Source organism: Bradyrhizobium sp. CCBAU 25360 (assembly GCF_028128695.1).
GTDB classification, from domain to species: Bacteria; Pseudomonadota; Alphaproteobacteria; order Rhizobiales; family Xanthobacteraceae; genus Bradyrhizobium; species Bradyrhizobium ottawaense.
Window position 1 is genome coordinate 553883 of record NZ_LBJA01000043.1, and the last position, 22852, is coordinate 576734.

General features: G+C 59.9%; 24 protein-coding genes and 1 pseudogene. 9 read left to right on the forward strand and 16 right to left on the reverse strand.

All coding sequences use genetic code 11. The annotated features are described in order from the left end of the window. Positions 1-204: 204 nt before the first annotated feature. Complete coding sequence (locus XH81_RS29515) at positions 205-435, reverse strand: hypothetical protein (RefSeq protein WP_028144296.1); 231 nt, start codon at positions 433-435, stop codon at positions 205-207. 31 nt (positions 436-466) lie between these two features. Next, on the reverse strand, positions 467-664 hold the full coding sequence (locus XH81_RS29520) for a hypothetical protein (RefSeq protein WP_028144297.1): 198 nt from the start codon (positions 662-664) through the stop codon (positions 467-469). A 323-nt stretch (positions 665-987) separates the two neighbouring features. Between XH81_RS29520 and XH81_RS29525 the strand changes: the two genes are divergently transcribed. Then, on the forward strand, positions 988-1374 hold the full coding sequence (locus XH81_RS29525; RefSeq protein WP_271596469.1) for a hypothetical protein: 387 nt from the start codon (positions 988-990) through the stop codon (positions 1372-1374). Between the two features lie 122 nt (positions 1375-1496). Here XH81_RS29525 and XH81_RS29530 read toward each other — a convergent pair whose 3' ends face one another. Continuing rightward, positions 1497-2504 carry an ABC transporter substrate-binding protein gene (locus XH81_RS29530; RefSeq protein ID WP_081494362.1) on the reverse strand — a complete coding sequence of 336 codons (1008 nt, stop codon included), beginning with the start codon at positions 2502-2504 and terminating at the stop codon, positions 1497-1499. 12 nt (positions 2505-2516) lie between these two features. Between XH81_RS29530 and XH81_RS38755 the strand changes: the two genes are divergently transcribed. Then, positions 2517-2807, forward strand: a complete 291-nt coding sequence (locus tag XH81_RS38755; protein ID WP_081494361.1) for a DUF968 domain-containing protein — start codon at positions 2517-2519, stop codon at positions 2805-2807. Positions 2808-3811: 1004 nt separating this feature from the next. On the opposite strand, the gene XH81_RS29540 is transcribed toward XH81_RS38755, so the two are convergent. From XH81_RS29540 to XH81_RS29560, 5 genes are all read right to left on the reverse strand, one after another. Then, positions 3812-4195 carry a hypothetical protein gene (locus tag XH81_RS29540; RefSeq protein ID WP_152103421.1) on the reverse strand — a complete coding sequence of 128 codons (384 nt, stop codon included), beginning with the start codon at positions 4193-4195 and terminating at the stop codon, positions 3812-3814. Between the two features lie 377 nt (positions 4196-4572). Beyond that, positions 4573-6207 carry a calcium-binding protein gene (locus XH81_RS29545; RefSeq protein ID WP_212429275.1) on the reverse strand — a complete coding sequence of 545 codons (1635 nt, stop codon included), beginning with the start codon at positions 6205-6207 and terminating at the stop codon, positions 4573-4575. A gap of 415 nt (positions 6208-6622) precedes the next feature. Further along, positions 6623-7525, reverse strand: a complete 903-nt coding sequence (locus tag XH81_RS29550) for an SMP-30/gluconolactonase/LRE family protein (RefSeq protein ID WP_028142369.1) — start codon at positions 7523-7525, stop codon at positions 6623-6625. Beyond that, positions 7522-8694, reverse strand: coding sequence for a M24 family metallopeptidase (locus tag XH81_RS29555; protein WP_028142368.1), 1173 nt, complete (start codon positions 8692-8694; stop codon positions 7522-7524). Before XH81_RS29555 ends, XH81_RS29550 begins: the two co-directional genes overlap by 4 nt. 48 nt (positions 8695-8742) lie before the next feature. Beyond that, the gene (locus XH81_RS29560) at positions 8743-9402 is read right to left on the reverse strand and encodes a GntR family transcriptional regulator (protein ID WP_028142367.1); all 660 of its coding nucleotides are present in this window, start codon (positions 9400-9402) and stop codon (positions 8743-8745) included. A gap of 227 nt (positions 9403-9629) precedes the next feature. Between XH81_RS29560 and XH81_RS29565 the strand changes: the two genes are divergently transcribed. The 7 genes from XH81_RS29565 (at position 9630) to XH81_RS29595 (ending at position 16307) form a co-directional block, all read left to right on the forward strand. Then, positions 9630-10649 (forward strand): TRAP transporter substrate-binding protein, encoded by a 1020-nt coding sequence (locus XH81_RS29565; protein ID WP_028142366.1) that lies wholly within the window; start codon positions 9630-9632, stop codon positions 10647-10649. A 71-nt stretch (positions 10650-10720) separates the two neighbouring features. Then, on the forward strand, positions 10721-11230 hold the full coding sequence (locus XH81_RS29570; protein WP_028142365.1) for a TRAP transporter small permease: 510 nt from the start codon (positions 10721-10723) through the stop codon (positions 11228-11230). 58 nt (positions 11231-11288) lie between these two features. After that, the gene (locus tag XH81_RS29575; protein ID WP_028142364.1) at positions 11289-12569 is read left to right on the forward strand and encodes a TRAP transporter large permease; all 1281 of its coding nucleotides are present in this window, start codon (positions 11289-11291) and stop codon (positions 12567-12569) included. Positions 12570-12600: 31 nt separating this feature from the next. After that, positions 12601-13095, forward strand: coding sequence for a type II 3-dehydroquinate dehydratase (locus XH81_RS29580; protein WP_028142363.1), 495 nt, complete (start codon positions 12601-12603; stop codon positions 13093-13095). 2 nt (positions 13096-13097) lie between these two features. After that, positions 13098-13766, forward strand: coding sequence for a hypothetical protein (locus XH81_RS29585; RefSeq protein ID WP_240536517.1), 669 nt, complete (start codon positions 13098-13100; stop codon positions 13764-13766). Continuing rightward, a complete protein-coding gene (locus XH81_RS29590) occupies positions 13766-14581 on the forward strand; it encodes a sugar phosphate isomerase/epimerase family protein (protein ID WP_028142361.1) in 816 nt (271 codons plus the stop codon). Before XH81_RS29585 ends, XH81_RS29590 begins: the two co-directional genes overlap by 1 nt. A 16-nt stretch (positions 14582-14597) precedes the next feature. Then, complete coding sequence (locus tag XH81_RS29595) at positions 14598-16307, forward strand: FAD-dependent oxidoreductase (RefSeq protein WP_271596470.1); 1710 nt, start codon at positions 14598-14600, stop codon at positions 16305-16307. A 282-nt stretch (positions 16308-16589) separates the two neighbouring features. Here the strand turns inward: XH81_RS29595 and XH81_RS29600 are convergent. The 8 genes and pseudogenes from XH81_RS29600 to aroE all read right to left on the reverse strand — a co-directional run. Then, a pseudogene (locus XH81_RS29600) lies at positions 16590-17608 on the reverse strand (Gfo/Idh/MocA family protein); the annotation flags it as partial. A gap of 6 nt (positions 17609-17614) precedes the next feature. Continuing rightward, a complete protein-coding gene (aroQ, locus tag XH81_RS29605; RefSeq protein WP_028142359.1) occupies positions 17615-18064 on the reverse strand; it encodes a type II 3-dehydroquinate dehydratase in 450 nt (149 codons plus the stop codon). Between the two features lie 13 nt (positions 18065-18077). Further along, positions 18078-18824 (reverse strand): amino acid ABC transporter ATP-binding protein, encoded by a 747-nt coding sequence (locus tag XH81_RS29610; protein WP_028142358.1) that lies wholly within the window; start codon positions 18822-18824, stop codon positions 18078-18080. A gap of 59 nt (positions 18825-18883) precedes the next feature. Further along, positions 18884-19711: a transporter substrate-binding domain-containing protein gene (locus XH81_RS29615; protein ID WP_028142357.1), complete on the reverse strand. Its 828-nt coding sequence runs from the start codon at positions 19709-19711 to the stop codon at positions 18884-18886. 51 nt (positions 19712-19762) lie between these two features. Next, complete coding sequence (locus XH81_RS29620) at positions 19763-20419, reverse strand: amino acid ABC transporter permease (RefSeq protein ID WP_028142356.1); 657 nt, start codon at positions 20417-20419, stop codon at positions 19763-19765. Positions 20420-20431: 12 nt separating this feature from the next. Then, the gene (locus XH81_RS29625) at positions 20432-21100 is read right to left on the reverse strand and encodes an amino acid ABC transporter permease (protein WP_212476466.1); all 669 of its coding nucleotides are present in this window, start codon (positions 21098-21100) and stop codon (positions 20432-20434) included. A 51-nt stretch (positions 21101-21151) separates the two neighbouring features. Then, a complete protein-coding gene (locus tag XH81_RS29630; protein ID WP_028142354.1) occupies positions 21152-22015 on the reverse strand; it encodes a shikimate dehydrogenase in 864 nt (287 codons plus the stop codon). Between the two features lie 6 nt (positions 22016-22021). Beyond that, on the reverse strand, positions 22022-22849 hold the full coding sequence (gene aroE, locus XH81_RS29635) for a shikimate dehydrogenase (RefSeq protein ID WP_038973325.1): 828 nt from the start codon (positions 22847-22849) through the stop codon (positions 22022-22024). Positions 22850-22852 lie beyond the last annotated feature (3 nt).

A 22852-nucleotide genomic window follows, 5' to 3' on the forward strand; every position in this document is an offset into this window, starting at 1 on the left:
TGATGTTTATCGCAATGAGAGGCGCGACTTTCTGGTTCTAAGCGCAGGCTCTGCAATACCCATTGTTTGCTCTCAGAATAAGTGGCGCAAGAGCAGAAAACGAGTTCTCAAAGTCAGCAGCGAGATCAAGTCAGCCGTTCAAAGACAGGGCTATTACCTTCGCAGTTTGCGCATCACCAAGGAGCGGATGATCTAGGTCGAGCGCTAAAGGCTCTGTGGGCGGTTAGGTTTCGCCGCATCATCCAGCTGCGCCAGCCCAGCCTCGATCACGATGATATCTTCCTCGATCTGCTGAATGGTTGTCCGGCAGTCAAAGCCGGTGCGTGCCTTCAGGTCCACGGCCAGCTTCCGGCGCTGTATGCGCAAATCATCGAGAGCTATCCTGTCATTGAGGCGAACGTAACCGTCCACAATAAGCTCGATCGCCTTTGGCATCACCGACCCCAGTCCTAGTCACCCGCAACCATCAGCCCGCGACACTCTTCACAACGGCATCCCTTCGCAGATTGTGGCCGGCAGCCGTCAAATGGGACCCTATGATCAGGCCGAGCCGGCTTAACGTCAGAAGGGCAAGAGGGTCGCAGAGTTCGATGGAAAGTCCGGCTCCCAATATCGCAATGGCGCGTTTTTGATCGCTATCGAGATCGGCCCATGAAATGTCCATCACGCGCCTCCGCGCTAAAAGGAGTTATCTAAAACCCAAACGCGTGCCTGATTTGCCGCAGCATATCCGCGGCCGCGTCGGTGTACCGACCGTTAGTTAGATATCGGTCCAGCTGCGCTGTGCTAATCAGCGCCACAACTGCCACCGTGAAGCCCTTAAACATTGGGCCTCTCCTTCAAGAGACCGCCAACAGGGCGGTCGAAGTATTAAACTGGGTTCTCGGAATTGCGCTGGCCGCCTGTGGCGACCTAATACAGCAAATGGTGACAGCGACTAGTAACGAGTTCCTTAACGGGCGCAAATATGGATGCGAGCGCCATGGGATGAGCGAAGACGCTGCAAACGGCCGCCGCCCGGTGATGCGCGGTGATGGCGGCTCCGAAGGAAGATCGAGCCCCAGCACAAGTTCTGAACACTTGTCACGGTGTGCTTCGGCCCGATATTCGACGTATGCAACTTCCGATATCCACGACCAAGCAATTCAAGCCCGCATGGCGCTCATCGTCGGCGCAAGGACGTTCGACCGTCTCTTCGCAGGCGTGCGGTTCGATAAAGTCGATGGGGACATCCCGTTCGTCTACGCTAAGGATGAGGACACCGCCGCGAAGATCGAGGACGAATTCGCGTTGCACATATCGATCATTGCCTCAAAGATGTTGGAGCGGGAGATCAACATCGTGATGGTATTCCCGAGACAGCTCGTAAGTTGAGCTTACGAGTGAGGCCGGGAGAGCAGCGGTGGACGTGGCAATGTCCGGTCTTCTGCCGCCAGCCGTGGGAATTCGACTGGTGTATGTTCGCTCAGGGGCCGTGAGCAGGAAGTATGCCTTCCTCACTCGATCACTTCGTCGGCGCGGGCGAGGAGCCCTGCCGGCATAGCCACGTCGAGAGCCTTTGCCGTCTTGAGGTTGACTGCCAACCAAAGCTTGCTTGGAAATTCGATGGGAAGATCGCCGGGTTGAGCCCCCCTACGTATCTTGTCCACAAAATAGCCGGCGCGACGATAACACCAGCGCAAGTCAACGCCATAGCTCACAAGGCCGCCGTGGATGACGTGCTCGCGATAGCCGAAGACCGTTGGCAGCCATTTTTCAAGGGCGATAGCGCCGATCTGTTCGCTCATGTTGAGCAGAAGATTGGTCTGAAGGACGACCGCGACATCGACTCCTTCGCTCGCCAGCGCAGTGAGCGCCTTTGGAACGTCCTGCGCCGTACTGGCATCGGCCTCGACGACGCTGAGGCTCAAAGCAACACAAGCTGCCCTCAAATCCCCGACTTGAGGCGGACCCTTGGGATCGTTCATGTTGGTCAGCAGTCCCACCCGACTTGCTTTTGGCACGATTTCTCGCGCGAGTTCAATTTGCTTGGTCGGCAAACCCGCGATGTATGGCGCAATGCCAGTTACATTTCCTCCCGGGCGAGCTTCGCTGGCAATCAAGCCGAGATGGACCGCATCGGCAAGCGCGGGGCAGACAATCGGTATTGTCGATGTTGCCTTTCGGGCAGCGACGGCTTCCAGTGTTGCAGGCGCAGCGATGACATCGGGCTTGAGCAGAGCCACCATCTCCTCAATCGATGGTACCCGGTCCGGGAAAACGTCCGTTCGCCGAATGATATCGATGTTACGACCTAGCTCGTAGCCGAAGTCAGAAAGCCCCTTGACGAAATTGCCGAACACCAATTCCACCATGAATTGGGGCAACTTCATCCCCGGAGGTGGAGCTCCTGCCCATGCGATGACCGGTCGTTTTCGCACAGGCTGCGCGCTGGAGCCCGGACCAAACAGTGTCGATCCGGCTGCGCCAAGAACGCCGAGCCCCAGGAAGTCCCGTCGTCGCATGTGCCCCCTCTAATGGCCACGCTATTGAGCCTGAGATTAGCACCTTGCGTCGGACAGTGGAGATTTTTAGCGAGCCCCTTTTACTTGAGGCTGCCGAAGTCCGCCTCAGGGTCACAAGTAACGCTCGTTGGCAAGCGCAGCCCTCCCTGCCTTGTCTGCAAGCAGACGCCCTGCGATCCCCACCATCTCAAATTCGCGCAACCGAGTTCTATCGGCCGTAAGGTCAGTGACGAATTTACGGTGCCCTTGTGCCGCTCGCATCATCAACAGCTGCACCGGCACGGAAACGAAAAAGCGTGGTAGTCGAAACATGCAGATCTCGCCGCTGACCGTTGCAAGCGAGTTGTGGGCAGCGAGCCCAATCCATGAGCATGCCCCGGGCCCGGTCGTTGAGACGACCCCACGATGAATGGTCGTTCCTGGCTCGCAGCCCTCGCAGATCTACGTGGGTGCTTCTGTTCACGACCTCAGCTTCCGTGCTGTGCAGCAGATCCGATGCGTCCGCTTTAGGGCCGGAACGGGATCTTTGAAAATTTGCACACCTAAGTCATATCCGGCACCCGTTGAAACCGGTGAATGGAGAGTCCGTGTCACTGCCCTAGCTGAAGCTGCTTGAGTCCATCCTCGATCACTCGGAGGTCATCAAGTAATGCATCCCGAGAGTCAGCCGGATTAACGCTTGATGTGGACTGTAGCTGTTCGAGCAATTGGCGGCGAAGGTCTCGCATATTCTCCAACGCTTGCCGGTTCTTCAGACGTACATAAGCCGAAACAATCTCTTCAATGCTTGTTTGCCAATGGGTAGATCCAAGAACCAAACTCTAACATTGGTTGTATTGTAACCACTTCGAGATAATGAGCAAGCCGCCGTCATATAGACTTTAGCAACCGCCCAAGGTGCCCTTGGGACGGGCCGTGGGGATGTAGGTACTTATGCGTCCTTGATCGCGGCATGCCCGACCTCCTCCGCCTTACCAACGACAAGGCCAGCTGGCTTCTGCGGGGAGGTAGTCACGCACACTCTCTCGCCGCACACACCACCGGGCTGCCGCATAGAGCGTCACTGCAGAGCGTCTTTTAGCGTTGCAGCATCGATAGAAGCCGCGGCGTGATTGTCACGGACTGCTAGAGTCTGCTCAACAAGTGCAGCCGCGAACCGGCTGTTACTGGAATCGCCGTCCGAAGCCGTCGATCCGGCCTTGGCGGCGAAGGCGACCATGGTATTCGGACTGGCAGCGCCTAGCTGCCGCGCCGAGCGGACCTTCGACAGACGCGACGCAACTTCGCAGATGCGCCCGCAGCTATCGTCAGCTACCTGACTTTACTTCTGCAATCGCTTCAAGCAATCGCTCCGCGATGCTCTCCAGCTGCGCCGCCGCCCGGAGATAAGTGCGAGCGATGATGGTCAGTGTTTGGCGACGGGCCGCCGTCACCGCGAGTTCAGCCAGTTGTTCTGCCTCGGCAGCGTTGTCGCGGTATCGCTTTGCTTCAGCAATGCATTGATCGGATCGTCCTGCCGAAGCAAGTTCGCCGGTTATTAGGCATACACGACCCCAGCCTTCGGTGGTGGTAATTGCGCTACTAGTAAGTGAGGTCGAAAGCAAGGCTGTGATCTTCGGAGGTGTTACGGAGGCGAACCTGCCGCAGGATCTTAAAAACTCGCGCCGATCGTCTTCTTCTGGAGAGGACATTGCGGCTTCCTGTGATTTGTTTGAAATATTTACTAGTCGATTAGAGAGTTAAGCAGCTCAATTATGAAATGTAACTATATCCCATGTCGTATCGGAGACCCGCCGCCGCGGGCATTGAAATTTTGACGAGGTCCGGTGCGGGTCAAAATGCGAAGACCTCGAACTGAGCAAATCTGGTCCGCTCTGCCTCAACGAGCGGACTTCCGACCGCCGAGGCGCAACTTCGCAGATGGGCCACAACCGGACTCATGTATTGCCGCAACTTTCAGGCTTGGTGTTGACCACGTTGAAAAAGCATGCATCACGACGAGACGGTCCGAGCGCAAGGAACGAGGTTTAGAACGCATGTGCGGTATGCGGGCAGTGTTAGTATCGGCTCAGGTCAACAGATCGTACTGAGAAGGCGCGAAAATGAAATCTTCAGGCCTGAGCGTTTGCTCGCTGAGCACAACCACGTCGTTGCCCGGACTGAACGTGACCGTGCTCTCGTGCGTGACAGGATCGAACGGTGAGATGCTCAGATCGCTGAAGTCCTCGATACCGAGCGCAGAGACGTCGATGTGATCGGCGCCCCGATTCGTGAGTCCCTGTCCGAAGTCCTCGACTTTATCGTGCCCGTTATCGAAATCGAACACGAACGTGTCGTTCCCTCCTTGGGCAAAGCCGAGCATCATCTGGGCATCGCCCCAGATGTTATCGTTTCCCGTGCCGCTAACCAGCTTGTCGTTGCCGCCGCGCGCGTAGTCGGACATGGATTGGGCGTCGCCGACGAGAATGGTCTCGTAGCTGTCCGCGGCACGCGGATACGGATCATTGCCGCCGACCAAGGTGTCATTGCCGCCAAGCGCGCGGCCCGACATAGTCGACGCATCGCCATATGCTTGATTGATGAGCTGGGAAAATACGTTGCCGCCGAGATAGCTGTCGTCGCCGCCAACGGCCTGATCGCCCATATTGCCGCCAGCATCGCCGTAGAAGAGATTCTGGTTTTGCGTGCCTGAGGCCTGGAATGTGTCATTGCCGCCGTTGGCACGACCAGACATGTCGCCCGCGGCGTCGCCATAGAACGTACTTCCCCCTAAGCCGGTCTTGTTGAACGTGTCGTCCCCTCCGTGGGCAGAGCCGGACAGGTTTCCGCCAGCATCGCCGGAAAAGACATTTCGGTCGGCGAGTGTTGCATCGCTAGAGTCGTCGAACCTGTCGTTTCCGCCGGCGGCAGAAGCGGACATATTTGCACCGGCATCGCCAAAGACGAAATTGAACGGATTAATCCCGCTCACAGCGAAACTATCGTTGCCGCCGGCCGCATGACCGGCCATGTCGCCTCCGGCGTCACCATAGAGATAGTTGTTGTACTCGGATCCGCTCGCAGTGAAGCTGTCATTGCCGCCGCGGGTATGCCCGAGCAAGCCTCCGCCAGCGTCGCCATAGAACACAAAACTGCCATCCGGTCCGATGTGACCAACGAATGTGTCATTACCGCCGACCGCGCAATTGATCAGGTTTCCACCCGCGTCTCCATACACGGTAATTGTTTGATGTCCGCCAGCGGTGACACCGAAGTTGTCGTCACCACCCTTGGACTGACCGGACAATATCTCGCCAGCGTCGCCATAGGCATTCACCCTCGCTCCGGGCGTAAAGGCCAGGGGCAACTCGAGATTGAACATGTCATTGCCCGCAATGGCCCAGTCCGAGATATTGCCTCCAGCGTCACCGTACATATCCAGGCTGAAAGTCTCGCCAGGAATTATAGCGGACGCCGGTAATTGAGCGGACAACGTGTCGCTGCCACCCCGGGCATGATGAGAAATGTTTCCGCCCGCATCACCGAATAGGCTTCCAGAGCCGGACGTCAGCAACGTGTCGTTGCCGCCGATCGCGCGGCCGAGCAAGTCCACGCCAGCATCCCCGAACAGTGTGTTTGTCGGATCGGAACCAACCAGTGTTTGCGCTGCGCCATGCTGTCGTCCCGTGAGTGATCCACTTGTGTCGCCAAAGAGAACAGCCATGTGACCCCTCCCTCGTGGTTTGCAGGTTGCCGCGGAGATGCGTCCCAATGACTTACAACGTTTCGTTGTTAAAATTAAATCACATTTTCAAACTAATTAAATCACATATTTAAATAGATTCTGGGTGGGTAAGCGGCGGCGGTTTCGCAACTGAACCGCTCCTATCCAGCCTACATTGGCAATCATGACTACCGGCCAGGACCCACGGGCTTCCGCTCCAGGTCAAATGCTGCCATCGCGCACCATGCCGCGATTGGTCAGCTGAGGGCCACAACCGGACACATGTATTGCCGCAACTTTCAGGCTTGGTGTTGACGACGTTGAAAAACATGCATCACGACTCCGAGCGCAAGGAACGAGGTTTGGAACGCACGCGAAGCCGAAGTCAGCCATGGGCAGTAGCGAACATGCAATTTCAGCGGGAGCTGGACACGAAACGATGTTCAAAAAGCCCCTCGGCAATGCCGTGGACCGCAAGAAGATGTCCCGCCCGAGGTTCTGCCCACAATTGATGCGGATCTAGAAACTTCCTCGCCGATGTGATGAACAGCGTTTTGAGATCGCTGCCTCCAAAACACACGCAGGTCGGATTCGTCACCGGTAAGTCAATGACCGTGTCAATCTCGCCGTTCGGCCTATAACGCGCCACCCGTCCGCCCGAAAAGAACGCCGTCCAAATCCCTCCGTCGACATCTACGCACGCACCATCTGGCCGCTGCTGCGAGGAACTGTAATCCGCAAACAGGCGCCGGTTGCGGATTACGCCGTCGTCGAGATCGAAGTCGAACATCCAAGTACGGTAGCGCCGCGTGTCTGTGAAATAAAGCGTGCGATTGTCAGGCGAGAATGCGATCCCGTTGGTCACGATCACGTCGCCGAAAGACCGCGTCACCTCGCCGTTTCCCGTCACACAGTAGAGCGAGCCGTTCGGACGGTGTAGCTGATTGTCCATGGTGCCGATCCACAATCTGCCACGCGCGTCAACGCGGCCGTCATTCAGCCTGTTGTCAAGCCCGCCTTCGACTTCGCACACTTGGGCTATCGGCGCGCCGTCGGCACCTTGGCGAAACAGACGCAGATCCTGCGCAAGCAGGTGCGCGCCGTCCGCCGTCAAAGCCTGGCTGCCCAGGAATTGGCAATCGTAGGAGGATGTCTGGTAGGCACCCGTCGACGCATCGAACGATTGGTGCAGCCTTCTATCGATGTCGATCCACCACAGCTTGCGGGAACGATCGCACCACAGGGGCGTCTCGCCAAGGATGTCTGCGCTGGCAACGGCAGTCTCGACTCTGGACGCGGGAATCAAATTGGCGCTCATGCCGAAATCCGATACCAGTCGCGCGCGTCATCCCCGAAGGCTTGAAAGCCGGTCGCGGTCACGGCGATGGTATCTTCGAGCTTGATGAAGCCACGCCGCGAATGCGGCAGCGTGGTCTCGATCGAAATGACCATCCCAGCTTCGAGAGGTACATGGGCGTCGTCGGCGGGATAGGGAATGGGGCCGGTCGCCATAAGCCGTGGCGCTTCGTGGCTGACGATGCCCATGCCATGGGCCACGAACTGCAGCTGCTTGCCGTGAGGCGACCGCGCCAGCGCTTCCGTGGCGGCGGCGTAAATCTCGCTACCCATCAGGCCCGCGCGAATTGGGGCGCGCGCGGCCTGTTGGATCAGGTCGATTTCAGCGAGCAGATCGACAAGCTCGCTGTCCGGCGTCCCGTGCACCGCCATTCGGCAAAGATCGCCGATGTAACCTCGGTAGTTGCCGCCCGAATCCAGCGAGATGATATCGCCGGGCTTGAGACGTTGGTGCGAGGGAGCCCGATTGAGGCTCGTTCCCATCGTCACCAGGGCGTATTCGAAGGTCATGTCACGGGACAATTCGGCTTGCCGCAGACGATCTATGATCTCGCGCTTGCTCTGCCCGAGGCCGGTTTGACTGGCTGCCTCCATCATGGAGGCGACCACCCGCTCGGACGCTTCGCGGAGGATCTCCAGCTCGCCCGCGGTTTTGATCGATCGTAGTTTCTCCAGCGGCCGCATGGCCTCGACGAGCTGACAATGCGGGAGCTCCGTGCGCAGCACGTCGGCTGCGTCCAGCGGTAGGAACGACGCCTCAACGCCGATACGAAGCGCAGGCGTCGCCATCGTCTTGATGTGTTTGAGCGCGAGCGTCATAGCCTCGACCGAGGTTGACGATCCAAACACGACCGCCGGCAACCAGCATCCGTCGATCGTCCTGTTCTGGATGCTGTCCCCCTCGTTCCGATTGGCGATGTAGACCGACTTGTCGAGCGCGCCCTTCACGTAGACGAAGATGGGGAGATATCGGCTGATGCCGATCGCCTCCATGTAATCGAATTGGAAGTGATAGTACCCGCCGAGAAGGTACTGGATGTTGTGCTTCGAGGTGACAATCAAGATGTCGATGTTGAAGTCGTCGAGCAGGCCATCCAGCTTGACCGTGGAGAACGGGATTGTCGCGCTCATTGATCGTTCTTCTGCATCGACGATTTGATCCCGGGGCAGACCCAAAAGTCAGCTGTCCTTCCAGGAGGACAGCGCATGCGCGACACAGCCATTGATGTGCTCGCTGAGGACGGCCTTAGCGCTCTTGATGTCCCGCTTCAGGGCGCATTCAAGCAGCGCCTTGTGCTGGTTGATCGTCTCCCTGCCGCGATAGCGCAGCGCATAGCGGAAATATTTGTCGAACACGATCGCGTGAGTATGCATAAGCTCGCGCGACCCGCAGCTGGAGATCAGCGCTTGATGGAATTCGCCGTCGTAGCGCTTGCGCAACTCGGGATCGTCGCCGTCCTTAAGGACAGTGCGCTCGGTGGCTGACAGCTTGTGATGCGCTGACACCACGCGGCCCTCCCACTCGACGTCCCCGGCCCGAAACGACTCCGCCATAGCGTGATGCTCAAGCAGGATCCGCAGATCGGCAAGCTCGCGCAGGTTCTGGATCGAGATAGGCGCCACCTCAAAGCCACGCTGGCCTTCGGCGACCACAAAACCTTCCGACGCTAGGCGATTGAGAATCTCACGCAGCGTCGAGATGCTGACGCCGTAGTCCTCCTTGACCGCATCGAGCTTGAGACGGCCCGCGGGCCTGAGCACGCCGAAAATGATGTCGGACCGAATGCGCTGATAGCCGCTGTCGCCCGCTGATAAGGGCCGTTCCTCAAGTGCCGTCATTGCCTCTGATCTCGCTTGACCGATCATGCTCCACCGGGAGGCGAGCCGAACCATCTTTACCGCAAGGATTATAGGACCGCAATCACCTCTGACGTTCTCAGCTATCTCATATGAACTTTGATCTATCATTTGACATCCAAATCGATGTATGATGTCTAAAAACAGCTAAAGGCACGAAACGAGCGCCGAAGTCGCCGGTCGCGCCCGGTCAAACCAGGGAGGAAACGATGAGCTTGTTGGTACGGGCGCTGTCTGCGACGGCGATCTGCGTAGCGCTGACGGTCGGGGCGTCCGCCGCCGACGACATCCAGGATCGGACGATCAGGTGGGGGCACCTCAACAACACCGATCATCCCGTCAGCTTTGGCGTGCAAAAGTTCGCTGAGATCCTGCTGGCCAAAAGCGGGGGCAAGATGAAGGTGCGCGAGTTCGCCGCTTCGCAGCTCGGCAACGAATTGCAACAGCAATCGGCGCTACGGGGCGGCACGCAGGAGATGCTGTCGGCCTCGACGACGTCGCTCGCGACCGTCATTCCAGAGTTCGGCCTGATCGATTTCCCGTTCCTGTTCAACACGACCGAGCAGGCCGATGCTCTCGCGACCGGCAAATTCGGCAAGGCGATGATGGATGCGCTGCCGTCGAAGGGGCTGATTGGCCTCGGATATTGGGGCCTGGGCTTCCGCAACGTCACGAACAGCACTCGCCCGATCACCAAGCTTGAGGACTTCAGCGGCCTCAAGCTTCGTGTGATTCCGAATCCGGTCTATCTCGAAAGCTTCAGTGCCTTTAAGGCAAATCCGGTCCCGATGGCTTTCGGTGAGCTGTATTCGGCGCTCGAGACCCGCACCGTCGACGGCCAGGAGAATCCATACACGGTCATTCTCTCGAACAAATTCTACGAAGTGCAGAAATACGTTTCCGCCACAAATCACACCTTTACTCTGAACATCATCCTGGTGAGTAAGATCTTCTGGGACAAGCTGTCGCCGACCGAGCAGGGCCTGATGCGTGAAGCTTATGAAGAAAGCCGCGGCTATCAGAAGGAGCAGACCCGCCTTCAGACCGACAAGGCTCTGGCGGAGCTGCAGGCCAAGGGCATGCAGTACAACGCGATCGCTCCCGAAGAAACGGAGCGCATGCGGAAGGCGGCGCAGCCGGTCGCGGACAAGACGTCGGCCAACCTTCGTCCCGAGACGGTGAAGCTCTTCAACGAAGAAGTCGAGCGCATCCGCAAGGACGTGAAGTAGTCGACTTCTTTTATAACGCAGGCCGAGCCGGCCAGTGGCCGGCTCCGCCCTCAGATGCCCGGACGTCACGCATGGCGCGAGTTCTCGACCTCTATTGCACGTTCCTGAAGGCCGTCATTGCCGCGTGCCTCGCGGTCATGGTGGTCCTGGTCTTCGGCAATGTCGTTCTGCGTTACGGCTTCAACTCCGGAATCACGATTTCCGAAGAGTTGTCGCGCTGGTTGCTGGTCTGGTTGACCTTCCTCGGCGCAATCGTCGCGCTTCGCGAACACGCTCATCTTGGCGTCGATAGCCTCGTCCGGATGCTGCCGGCTTCTGGCAAGCGCATATGCTTCGTCATCAACTATTGCCTGATGCTCTTCGCCGACTGGCTGTTGCTGTCGGGAAGCTGGCGCCAGACCATCATTAACATCGACGATCGCGCGCCGGCGACTGGTCTCTCGATGGCGATCTTTTACGGGGTTGGCGTGATCTTCGGCGTGTCGGCCGCAGTCATCCTTCTCTACGACCTCCTCCGCGTGCTTACGGGACAGGCGAGCGAATCCGACATGGTGGCCGTCAAGGAATCGGAAGAGCACTGATGTCTCATCGAACCGCGCCAGGCAGCATCCACCTCCAGCAGTCCACCGGGATCGAGTCATGACGATCGCCGTCTTCACATTCTCGCTGCTGGGCGCCATGGCTCTGGGCATGCCGATCGCCTTCGCGCTCATCGTCTGCGGCGTGGCCCTGATGAGCACGATCGGCATGTTCGATGCCCAGATCGTGGCGCAGAACGTCATCAACGGGGCCGACAGCTTTCCGCTGATGGCGATTCCCTTCTTCATGCTCGCAGGCGAGATCATGAACAAGGGAGGGCTGGCCAAGCGTATCGTCAACGTCGCGCTGGTCGCGGTGGGGCATTTCCGTGGCGGGCTCGGCTATGTCACGATCCTTGCGTCCTGCATCCTCGCGTCGCTGTCTGGCTCGGCGGCTGCCGATGCAGCGGCGCTCGCGGCCCTTCTGGTGCCCATGATGGTGGCGGCGGGGCACAAGAAGTCCTATGCGGCGGGCCTCGTGGCGGCGGGCGGCATCATTGCTCCCGTCATCCCTCCCAGCATCGGCTTCGTCATCTTCGGCGTCGCCGCGGGCGTATCTATCTCGAAACTGTTTCTGGCTGGCATCGTGCCGGGGCTGCTGCTCGGCGCAGGGCTTTGTCTGGCCTGGGCGTGGGTGGTGCGGAAAGAGAACCTTTCGCCGCCGCCACGGGCCTCGTGGTCGGAGATCGTCAAGGCCGTCGTCGACGGCTTCTGGGCGCTGATGCTGCCGGTCATCATCGTGGTCGGCCTGCGTTTCGGCATCTTCACGCCCACGGAAGCCGCGGTGGTCGTCGCCGTCTACTCCCTGTTCGTGGCGACCTGCGTCTACCGCGAGCTGAAACTGTCGCAACTCTACGCGATCTTCGTCTCCTCTGCCGTGACGACGAGCATCGTCATGTTCCTGGTTGCTGCGGCGCTGGTATCGTCCTGGCTCATCACCGTGTCGGAGATATCCGCACAGGTCGTGACCCTGTTGAAGCCTTTCATGGGCGACAAGACGCTGCTGATGCTCGCGATCATGGTCGTGGTTGTCATCGTGGGGACGGCGCTCGACATGACGCCGACGATCCTCATTCTCACACCGATCCTGATGCCGATCGTCAAGGCGGCGGGCATCGACCCCGTCTATTTCGGCGTGCTCTTCATCATCAACAATGCCATCGGCTTGATCACGCCCCCGGTGGGCATCGTGCTCAATGTCGTCTGCGGCGTCTCCAGGATCAGCATGGAGGATATCATCAAGGGTGTCTGGCCCTTCATGATCGCGCAACTCATCGTCCTGTTCGCGATGGTGCTGTTCCCGGGGTTGGTGACGATCCCGGCAAAGTGGTTTGGCGGCTAGTCGCGCGTTGGCAAAGGACAAGAGGGACAAAATGGCCGCTCAAATCATGATTCTCAATGGACCCAATCTCAATTTCCTCGGCATCCGCGAGCCTCACATCTACGGCTCGACGACGCTTGAGCAGATCGAGGCGAGCTGCCAGGTGCTGGCCGATCAGCTCGGAGTTTCGATGTCGTTCCATCAATCGAACATAGAGGGCGAACTCGTCAGCCTGATCCAGTCCGCCCATGGCAACGCGGATGCCATCATCATAAATCCCGCGGCCTATTCATTTACCTCGATCGCGCTGATCGATGCGCTGAAGATCTTCGAGGGCGTGAAGATCGAGGTGCATATCTCGAACATTCACGCGCGGGACGAGCTGCACCGCCACTCCATCACCTCGAGTGCCTGCACGGCGGTCATTTGCGGCCTGGGTCCTTATGGCTATCTTGCTGCGATCCTGGCCGCCGCGCAGCGGCTGGGGCAATTGCCTGGTACCATTCCGTCGGCTCTGCACGGGCTTGCGGCCGGCAGCAGAGCGTAGGCATGGAGGGCGGGATGCGCGGCAGAGGATTTCTCGCCATCTGGAGCGACGTCGAGGCACACGACCTGACCAATTACCGGCACTGGTTGACGCGTGAGCACACGACCGAGCGCGTGACAACGAGGGGATTCCTGGCATCGCGTGTGTTCCGGGCGGCAAGGGACGACATCAACCGCTTCTTCATTTTGTATGAGCTGGAAGCACCCGAAGTGCTCGACGGCGAGGCCTATCTGGCGCGCCTCAACGCACCGACGCCGTGGTCACAGCGCATCATGCCGAAGCTCGGCAATTTCATGCGCGGCGGCGGCGTTATGGTGGCGCGCGCAGGACGGGGCGAGGGAGCCACGATCACGGCGCAGCGGATCGAAAAGCTGCCAGCCAGCCCGCAAAACCTCGCCGACGCGCTTGTAGCCTGCGATGGGGTCGCCGCCGTCCAGATCGGCGCGACCGACCAGGCGCGGACATCGGTGCAGACAATTGAAAAGGGCATGCGGAAGGATGAGGGCTTTTTCTCGGGTCTTCTGGTGATCGAGGCGCTCGACGCTACCTCCTTGCGGGCTGCTTTGCAGCAGGCGCGGACGGTAGCTCCTGACGTCATGGGCCGGGCCAGCGAGCCGGAAGTCTATTTGGGAATGTTTGCGCTCGAGGCCCGCATTGCGGATTTCGGCTAATGGCCATGTTCTCTCTCGCTGCGCTGACCGTGCTCGAGCTGGCACCTCCCGAGATGATTGAACTCGCGGCCCGTTGCGGCTACGACAAAGTAGGACTGAGGCTGTTACCCGCAACGCCTGGCGGAGTTGCATATCGCCTGATGGACGATGCACCGCTGCTACGGGCAACTTTGCAACGGTTGCAGTCGACGGGAATAACCGTCGCCGATCTCGAGGTCGTTGCGTTCAGACCGGACACCGACATTGCCTTTTTCGCCCCCTTCTTCGAGGCCGGGGCCCGCCTCGGGGCCAAGCACATCCTTGTCGCATCCTATGATCCAGATCTGGCAAGGTTCGAGGAACGCTACCGGCAGTTTTGCGAAGCTGGAGCGGAGTATGGCCTCACGTCCGACCTCGAGTTCATGCCATGGACTAGCGTTCCAGATCTGCGGACAGCGCTGCGGCTCGTCAGCGACCTCGCTCATCCCGCGGCCGGCATTCTAGTCGACGCGCTGCATTTTGATCGATCGCGAAGCTCGCTTGCGGACCTTCGCTCCATCCCCACCGATCGTCTTCATTATTGGCAGATCTGCGACGGCCCGGCCGAGCGCCCGCTGAACACGGAACAGCTCATCCATGCCGCGCGCGAGGAGCGCATGTTTCCGGGCGAGGGTGGCATCGATCTGGTCAGCTTGACTAAGGCGATGCCGGACAGTCTGACGATCAGTGTCGAGGTTCCGACCGTTCGATTGGCAAAGACCATAGACGCCGAAGCGCGGGCGCGCCGAGCGCTGGCAGCGGCCAAGGTCATTGTCGAGAGGGCGCGCGCGACGTGAAAGAAGGCGGCTTGGGATGGTGCAAGCCAATCACTCCTGGGACGGTGAGACCGATCTCCTAGTCATCGGCGCCGGTGCGGCGGGCATGACGGCCGCACTTGTGGCCGCCCTCGAAGGGCTTCAGGCTATCCTCTGCGAGAAGTCGGACATGGTGGGCGGCACGACCGCAACCTCCGCCGGCACCGTCTGGATCCCGGGTACTCGGCAAGGACGGCTCACCGGAAAGCCTGATACGCCCGAGGGCGCCCGCACCTATCTTGCTGCAATGCTCGGCGAGCACGCGACCGACCAACGCCTGGACATGTATCTCAAGGCGGGTCCGATCGTGCTCGACTATCTCGAACAGAAAACGAGCGTCCGGTTCGCGGCGCCCCCAGTCCATCCCGACTACAAAGACCTTCCGGGCGCCGCGATCGCCGGCCGCGCACTCGGAGCAGTTCCGTTTGACGGACGCGAGCTCGGAGACGACTTCGCCCGGATCAGACCGCCACGCCGCGAATTCATGGTTCTCGGCGGGATGATGGTTGGGAAGGCGGACATTCCGCCGCTATTGGCGCCTTTCCGCGACTGGTCCAGTTTTCGGCATGCCGCAGGTCTGCTCACCCGGTATGCGCTGGATCGTGTCAACTACAGGCGCGGCACACGCCTGATTATGGGCAATGCGCTTGTGGCTCGACTTTTTGACAGCATTCGGCGCGCCAATGTCACTCTTCGCTTTGAGACGGGGTTGAGCGAGTTGATCAGCGACCGCGGTGCGATCGTAGGGGCTGTCCTCTCATCACCAAACGGACAGCTGGCCATACGCGCCCACAAGGGCGTGGTGCTCGCAACCGGAGGGATTGGCTGGAGCCGAGAGCTCCGCGAACGGCTGTTTCCGCACGCGGCGCGCCGCTACTCGCTCGCGCCATCGAGCAATACTGGCGATGGCATCCTGGCCGGGGAGCGCATCGGCGCCGGCCTGGAGCGCGGCCTCGATAGTCCGGCCCTGTGGATGCCGAGTTCTGTCATGAGGCAGACGGACGGCCGCCTTTCAGTCTTCCCCCATATCCTGCTCGATCGTGCCAAGCCGGGACTACTCGCCGTCAACAGGTCAGGGCGACGCTTCGTCAACGAGGCTAATTCCTACCACGACTTCGTCGCCGCGATGCTGGCGTCGAATGCTGCGGCGACGCCGGCCTTCCTGATCTGCGACAGAACCTTCATCAGGGATTTTGGAATCGGGCTGGTTCACCCAGGAACCAGAAGCCTGACCTCCTACCTGCAAGCCGGTTATCTGCTTGAAGGTCAGACGATCGAAGAGTTGGCTCAACAGATCGGCACTGACGCCGACCAGCTTGCTTCGACCGTGAAGCGATACAACCGCTACGCCGAAGCGGGGATCGATGAGGAGTTTGGCCGAGGTACCAGCGAATTGAATAGGTTCAATGGCGATCCCGACAACAAGCCGAACCCTTGTCTCCGGCGGATCGGCCCAGGTCCGTATTATGCCGTTGCCGTATGGCCATCAGATCTCGCCAGCAGCGCCGGCTTGCGAACGGACGCTCGCGCTCGGGTGATGTCTCACGACGATAGAATCATACCAGGGCTGTATGCCGTTGGTAACGATTCATCTTCCATTTTCCGCGGCATGTACCCAGGACCCGGTACAATGATCGGCCCGGCCGTGGTATTCGCCTGGTGCGCTGCAATCGACTCTGCAGGAACTTTCACCGAATACTTAAAGTAATCACCTGCAAGCGACAGGGCAGGCAAGTGACAGACCGCGTCATGCCTCGGGAGACGCAGGGTTGCCGATCTACCTCGATCATCAGTGATTTTGTCGCTTCCTGCCCGAATCGGGGCATTCGCGTCGATTCACGCGCGTCTCTGCGATGTCTGGTCTGGCCTCGACTGCCGACGTCCGGGACACCATGCCGATCTTCGCCTTCGGGCCACAAGCGGTCGTCAGGCAGCAACCGCAAGATTTCGGCTGGTGGTCATCAGGCTCAGAAAAAGATGCGGACGTTCCATCTCCGGTTTCCGCCGCGCGTTTGACCGCGTCGATCACTGTGAGGGTTTTCAGCCCTTCGCGCCCGCTCACCACAGGCTCGGCCGTACCGCGGATGACTCCGCAGAAATTGGCGATCTGCAGAGCAAGCGGGTCTTCGTTCTCGTAGCTCAGCCGCTCGCGCTCAATCGGCGCCCACCAGCTGGCCTTGCTAGGATGATGCCATAGATCGAGTTGCGGAATAGCCAGCGATGCCCTCGTGCCGCCGATCTGGTAGCAACTCTCCTGCGTATGACTGTAGGCCGAGTTCTCACCGGCGGTGAATTCCCAGCTCCAGGGCGACTGGATGGTATCGGAGACATTGACCGTTCCCAATGCGCCGGAGGCGAAGTGAGAGGATCAACGCCGTCTCTTCAACCTCATTTCCACGCAGCCGATTGGATTGGGCCGCTTGTACCGCCACGATATCCCCACAGAGGTACCGTAGCAGGTCGACATCGTGGATGAGATTCAGGAAAACGGGACCCGCCCCTCTCTCGCGACGCCAGGCCACATCGAAATAGTCGTCCGGCTTGATCAGCCAGAACATGCCATGCACCGACACGATCTGGCCCAGCCGGCCCCTTTCGATCTCCGCCCTAGCGCGCTGAATCATCGGGTTGTGGCGGCGATGATGGCCGGTAAGCAGCGGCACGCCCGCCCGCTCGGAGGCTTCGACCAGTGCATGTGCAGCGACGACGTCATCCGCTAACGGCTTCTCGATGAGCGCCGGGATGCGAGCTGCGATACAATCCATGCCGTTGGCTACATGCATCTGATTAGGGGTTGGCGACAACCACCCCCTCCGGCCGATTTTCGGACAGCATGTCCTGAAAGGACGGAAACCAGTCCACCTTCGGCGACGCCGCCAACTCTCGGGCCGCCGGCATCGGATCGACGATCGACGACAGTACCGCCTCCGGCCGCGCGAGAATGTGCTCGACGTGTCGCTTGCCGATGAGACCCGCTCCCATCAGCGACAGGCGGACGGGTGCACTCATACGATGCTATCCCTTGCTCTCATCAAGCAGCTTGGCCACGCGACGCAAGCCGAGCAGATAGCCCTGGGTGCCGAAGCCTGCGATGACCCCATCAGCCCGTTTGGAGACAAACGAATGGTGACGGAATTCCTCGCGCTTGTGCACGTTGGAAATGTGCACCTCGATCACTGTCCCCTCGAATGTGTTCAGCGCATCCAGGATGGCGACTGACGTATGGGTGAAAGCCGCGGGATTCATCACGATCCCGGCAGCCGTCTCGCGCGCCTCGTGGATCCAGTCGATCAGCTCGTATTCCCTGTTCGACTGGTGAAAGCGAATCTCCAGGCCGAGCTCCCCGGCCAGCGCACGGCAATCTCGGTCCACATCCGCGAGCGTCTCGTGGCCATAGATGTGGGGCTGGCGCTTGCCGAGCAAATTGAGATTTGGTCCGTTGAGGACGTAGACAAGACGACTCACGAAAGACCTCCATTCAGTGATGGGCAAGGATCTCGCCAAGAAACTGCCTGGTGCGGGCATGCTCTGGATTGCGGAAGAACGCCTCGGGCGCGCCTTCTTCGATGATCTGGCCTTCAGCCATGAAGATCACACGATCCGCAACCTGGCGGGCAAAGCCCATCTCGTGCGTGACGCAAATCATGGTCATGCCGTCGTTGGCGAGGCCTATCATCGTATCGAGCACCTCCTTGACCATCTCAGGATCGAGAGCCGAGGTCGGCTCGTCAAATAGCATCACCTTGGGCTGCATGCATAGCGCGCGCGCAATTGCGACGCGCTGTTGCTGACCACCCGAAAGCTGAGCTGGATACTTCTCGGCCTGTTCACCAATGCGCACGCGCTCGAGGTATTTTCGCGCGGTCGCCTCTGCCTCGGCCTTGCCGATGCGGCGCGCGCGAATGGGGGCGAGCATGCAGTTCTGCAACACCGTCATATGCGGAAAAAGGTTGAAGCTCTGAAAAACCATCCCGACGTCCTGACGTACGACATCGATGGCCTTGATGCTGTCGTCCAGCCGATGACCGTTCACCACGATACTGCCCTGCTGGATCGCCTCCAGGCGGTTGATACAGCGGATTAGCGTCGACTTGCCCGAACCGGACGGACCGCAGAGCACGATCTTCTCGCCCTTGCGCACGGTGAGATCGACATCGCGGAGAGCTTGGTACCCGCCGTACCACTTCTGCACACGCTTCATTTCGATCAGAATCTGGTCCTGCATGCTGGCCTCCGCTGTCGGGCGGCGGCCAACGCGGATCGCGCGTCGGCCGCTCGCAGGGACTACTGAACGGCGAAAGGAACGCCGGGGACCGTGTCGGGGAAAACCGGGACCGGCACCTTCATCCATTTGGCGTAGAAGGCGGCCAGCTTGCCGTTCGACTTGATCTGGTCGATGAACTTGTTGACCGTCTCGTTCCACTCCTTGTCTCCCAGGCGCGTGCATGCGCCGTTGTATAGAGCGGAGAAATGAAGCTTCGGTTCGAACCCGAGCTCCGGTTTCGCGGCATTCAGACGCTGCGGGTAAAACAAGTTCGCACCGACGGCCTGGACCTGGCCAGAGAGCAGCGCCTGTATCGTGGCCGCGTCATCGTCGAATCTGCGGATTTCGGTCCCGGACGGGGCGTTGTTGGTGACCTGCGTATCTTGCGTCGAGGAGCGCGGGACACCGATGACATATTTGCCCATATCAGCATTGCTGTTGATCGGCGTCGCCTGGGCCGCGACAAGCGTAATCTCATTGGCGACATACGGCTTGGAATACTGCACTGCCTTCGCACGCTCCGGCAGCATGGCCATGGTCGCGAACAGGATGTCCACACGGCCTGTGGTCAGTGCCGGGATACGATTGGCAACGGCCAGAGGCGCGAACTCGGCCCTCACGCCAAGGAATTCAGCGAAGGCACGCCCCATGTCGGCATCGATGCCCTCCTGCTTTCCCGAGCTGTCGACAAAGCCCCAAGGCGCATTATCGCCCTGAATGCCGATGACGACGACGCCCTTCTTCTTCACGTCTTCCAGAGTGCCCGCCTGCGAGCCGCCTGCGACAACGATGGCCGACAGAGTCAGCAGCGCAATGCCGACCTGGCGGCGATTGAGTGAAAACAACATGAGTATCTCCTCCTGGTGATGGCTGTATTTGATTGGGCAGGTGCGCCGTTCCTACCTTTGATTGGCCAGGGCGAGCCTGGCCTCCATCCGGCTGCCCCACCATGAGAGTGGCCAGCAGAGGATGAAATACATCGCGCCAACCACGCCGAAGACCAGCAACGGCTGGTAGGTCTGGTTCGATACGATTTGACCGGCGCGGGCGAGTTCGATGAAGCCGACAATGGCGGCGAGCGAGGTGCCCTTGATGAGTTGCACGAGATAGCCGATGGTCGCCGGCAGCGAGATGCGAATAGCTTGCGGCAGCACGATGTCGCGCATGCGCCAGGAATAATGTAGACCGAGCGCCATTGCGGCCTCGGTCTGACCGCGAGGCACGGCCTGGATTGCGCCGCGCCAGATCTCGCCGAGAAAAGCCGAGGCGTTGACGGTGAACCCGATCGCCACCGCAACGAATGCTGACAGCTTCAATCCGAGGAGCGCCAAGCCGTAGTACACCACAAACAGTTGCAGCAGCAGCGGTGTGCCCTGGAAGATAACGATATAGATCCGGACCATCCATTCCACAGTCGTGCGACCGCAGGTGCGCAACAGTGCGACGATCAGGCCGGCGGTACAGCCACCGACGAATGCAACCAGCGTCAGCAGCACCGTCCACTGCAGACCACGCAGGAGGAAGCCGAACTCGGGAAGACCGAAATGCGGTGTCATGATCTGCCCTTCTCAGCGCGTCGGATACGAGAAGAAACGGTGGGAGATGATCGCGAAGCCCGACATCAGCAGCCAGGAGATCGCGAGGTAGAGGAAGGTGACGAAGAAATAGACCTCGAAGCTGCGGAATGTGTCGCTTTCGATGCGCTGCGCAACCGACGTCAACTCATCGGCGGAGACGGCCGAACAGATCGACGAGGTCAGCGTCAGCATGACGAACTGCCCCGTGAGCGACGGGTAGATCGCGCGAAGCGCGGGCTTGAGTACAATGAAACGAAACACTTGTCCTTTGTGCAATCCGAGCGCGTAGCCGGCCTCAACCTGTCCCTGGTGAACAGACTGCACGCCGCCACGGATGATCTCGATGGCGTACGCGCCTCCATTCACGCCGAGTGCAATAATGGCGGTGGCGGTCGGATTGAGCTTCAATCCGATGAGCGGCAGTGCAAAGAACAGAAAGAAGATCTGCACCAGGAAAGGCGTATTGCGCACGATCTCGACGAAGCCGATCACGATGGCACGTAACCAAGCCGCCTTCGAATCGCGTGCCGCGACGCCGGCGACGCCGATGATCATCGCCAGTGTCATGCCGGCAAGCGCCAGACCTAACGTGCCCACGCACCCCCACAGCAGCGCGGGCATGGCATGCCAAACCACCGAGAAATCGAGCGTATAGCCCATCTTGCGTTTCCTCTCGGGCGTTGTGCGTGCCGCTCGCCCATCGGCCGGGTGTCACCCTCCCAGGGATGCGAAAGTTGAGAAGAAGACGTCTGGATCGGGTGAAACGCCCGTGAACAGGCGGAAAGCTTCGGTGCCCTGGAAGATCGCCATGCCGCCACCGTCGACGGTGCGGCAACCGAGGGTACGGGCCGCGCGCAGCAGTGCGGTTTCCAGCGGGAAATAGACGATCTCGGCGACCCATAGATCGGGACGCAGCAAGGCCGTCGGCAGCGGTGTGCCCGGATACTTGTCCATGCCGATCGGAGTCGCGTTGACAATTCCGTCTGCGGCAGCCACGGCCGCTGCAACATCCTGGCCGGCCTTCAAGCGCCCCTCTGCAAATCGGGGGGACAAGCCGTCGACCACACTCTGCGCCTTGGCCAGGTCCAAGTCGACAATGATCAACTCCTGCACGCCGAGTTTCATCAGCGCAAAAGCGACTGCCGCGCCTGCGCCGCCGGCGCCGAATTGGACGACACGACCGAGCGACGCGCCTTGCATGTTGCGGCGAAAGTTCTCGGCGAAGCCGAACCAGTCGGTGTTGTGGCCGATCATTCGACCGTTCCTGATAACCACGGTGTTCACGGCACCAAGCGCCTGCGCGTCAGGCGAAAGCTCTTCCAACAGCGGAATGATCGCCTGCTTGCAGGGATGGGTCACGTTCAGCCCGTCAAAGCCCATCCGCCTCGCGGCCGTGAGCAATTCCGGCAATGCCTCCGCACCGAGCTTCAACTCGGCCAGATCGATCTTCCTGTAGAGATAGCGGATGCCAGCGGCGTCAGCGGCCGCTTCGTGCATGGGCGGCGTGCGGGACGCAGCAATGCCGCTGCCGATCAGGCCGACGAGGAAGCTGGGTTTGGGTTGAATGCTCGGCATAGCCCGTCAGCGCAATGGTAGGGTCAGCTCGGCGATGACCTGAGCCGTGCTCGGTCGAACGCCGCGCCACCAGGCAAAAGCTTCTGCCGCCTGCTCCACCAGCATGCCGACGCCGTCGGCGAGCTTGGCTACGCCTTCGGCGCGGGCCGCTTGCAGAAAGGGAGTCAATCCCTTGCCGTAGGCAAGTTCGTACGCCAACTTCGCACCGCGGAAGACATTGCCGGGAAGTGGCGGCATCTCACCTCGCAGGCTGGCCGATGTCGCGTTAACCACGACGTCATAACCCTCGGCAAGATCGGCCAGTTCAGCATAGCCGCTGACGATCAGGGGACCACAACCGGCAAACTCTTCGGCCAATGCCACAGCCTTCGATAAGGTACGATTGACGAGAACCAGCTCGGACGGCTCCTGGCGCAGGAACGGCAGCAGCGCGCCACGCGCCGCGCCCCCGGCACCGAGCATCAGGACTCGCTGGCCGGCCATTTTGACGCCGAGATTGATGGTGATGTCGCGCACAAGGCCGATCCCGTCAAAATTCTCGCCAATGATCCGATGGCCGTCGAACTTCAGGCAGTTTACGGCGCCAGCTCGGTCGGCGTTCTCTGAAAGCTCGTTTGCGTAGGCGAAGGCATCGAGCTTGAACGGGGCAGTGATGTTCAGTCCCTTGGCGCCCTCGGTCCGGAATTGATCAACCCGCCCGCTGAAGCCATTGAGGGGACCCTCGATCGCCTCATAGACAAGGTCCTGTCCTGTCATTCTGGCGAAAGTGCCATGGATGTGAGGTGATTTGCTGAAGCCGATCGGGTTGCCGATCACCGCATAACGGTCGCTCATCGC

Coding starts and splice junctions, on each gene's coding strand:
- XH81_RS29565 (WP_028142366.1), top strand. CDS start 9,630: ATGAGCTTGTTGGTACGGGCGCTGTCTGCGACGGCGATCTGCGTAGCG.
- XH81_RS29540 (WP_152103421.1), bottom strand. CDS start 4,195: ATGTCCTCTCCAGAAGAAGACGATCGGCGCGAGTTTTTAAGATCCTGC.
- XH81_RS29625 (WP_212476466.1), bottom strand. CDS start 21,100: ATGGGCTATACGCTCGATTTCTCGGTGGTTTGGCATGCCATGCCCGCG.
- XH81_RS38755 (WP_081494361.1), top strand. CDS start 2,517: ATGGCCACGCTATTGAGCCTGAGATTAGCACCTTGCGTCGGACAGTGG.
- XH81_RS29580 (WP_028142363.1), top strand. CDS start 12,601: ATGGCCGCTCAAATCATGATTCTCAATGGACCCAATCTCAATTTCCTC.
- XH81_RS29610 (WP_028142358.1), bottom strand. CDS start 18,824: ATGCAGGACCAGATTCTGATCGAAATGAAGCGTGTGCAGAAGTGGTAC.
- XH81_RS29545 (WP_212429275.1), bottom strand. CDS start 6,207: ATGGCTGTTCTCTTTGGCGACACAAGTGGATCACTCACGGGACGACAG.
- XH81_RS29585 (WP_240536517.1), top strand. CDS start 13,098: ATGGAGGGCGGGATGCGCGGCAGAGGATTTCTCGCCATCTGGAGCGAC.
- XH81_RS29615 (WP_028142357.1), bottom strand. CDS start 19,711: ATGTTGTTTTCACTCAATCGCCGCCAGGTCGGCATTGCGCTGCTGACT.
- XH81_RS29560 (WP_028142367.1), bottom strand. CDS start 9,402: ATGACGGCACTTGAGGAACGGCCCTTATCAGCGGGCGACAGCGGCTAT.
- XH81_RS29520 (WP_028144297.1), bottom strand. CDS start 664: ATGGACATTTCATGGGCCGATCTCGATAGCGATCAAAAACGCGCCATT.
- XH81_RS29530 (WP_081494362.1), bottom strand. CDS start 2,504: ATGCGACGACGGGACTTCCTGGGGCTCGGCGTTCTTGGCGCAGCCGGA.
- XH81_RS29590 (WP_028142361.1), top strand. CDS start 13,766: ATGGCCATGTTCTCTCTCGCTGCGCTGACCGTGCTCGAGCTGGCACCT.
- XH81_RS29570 (WP_028142365.1), top strand. CDS start 10,721: ATGGCGCGAGTTCTCGACCTCTATTGCACGTTCCTGAAGGCCGTCATT.
- XH81_RS29575 (WP_028142364.1), top strand. CDS start 11,289: ATGACGATCGCCGTCTTCACATTCTCGCTGCTGGGCGCCATGGCTCTG.
- XH81_RS29515 (WP_028144296.1), bottom strand. CDS start 435: ATGCCAAAGGCGATCGAGCTTATTGTGGACGGTTACGTTCGCCTCAAT.
- XH81_RS29550 (WP_028142369.1), bottom strand. CDS start 7,525: ATGAGCGCCAATTTGATTCCCGCGTCCAGAGTCGAGACTGCCGTTGCC.
- XH81_RS29525 (WP_271596469.1), top strand. CDS start 988: ATGAGCGAAGACGCTGCAAACGGCCGCCGCCCGGTGATGCGCGGTGAT.
- XH81_RS29555 (WP_028142368.1), bottom strand. CDS start 8,694: ATGAGCGCGACAATCCCGTTCTCCACGGTCAAGCTGGATGGCCTGCTC.
- XH81_RS29595 (WP_271596470.1), top strand. CDS start 14,598: ATGGTGCAAGCCAATCACTCCTGGGACGGTGAGACCGATCTCCTAGTC.
- aroE (WP_038973325.1), bottom strand. CDS start 22,849: ATGAGCGACCGTTATGCGGTGATCGGCAACCCGATCGGCTTCAGCAAA.
- XH81_RS29620 (WP_028142356.1), bottom strand. CDS start 20,419: ATGACACCGCATTTCGGTCTTCCCGAGTTCGGCTTCCTCCTGCGTGGT.
- XH81_RS29630 (WP_028142354.1), bottom strand. CDS start 22,015: ATGCCGAGCATTCAACCCAAACCCAGCTTCCTCGTCGGCCTGATCGGC.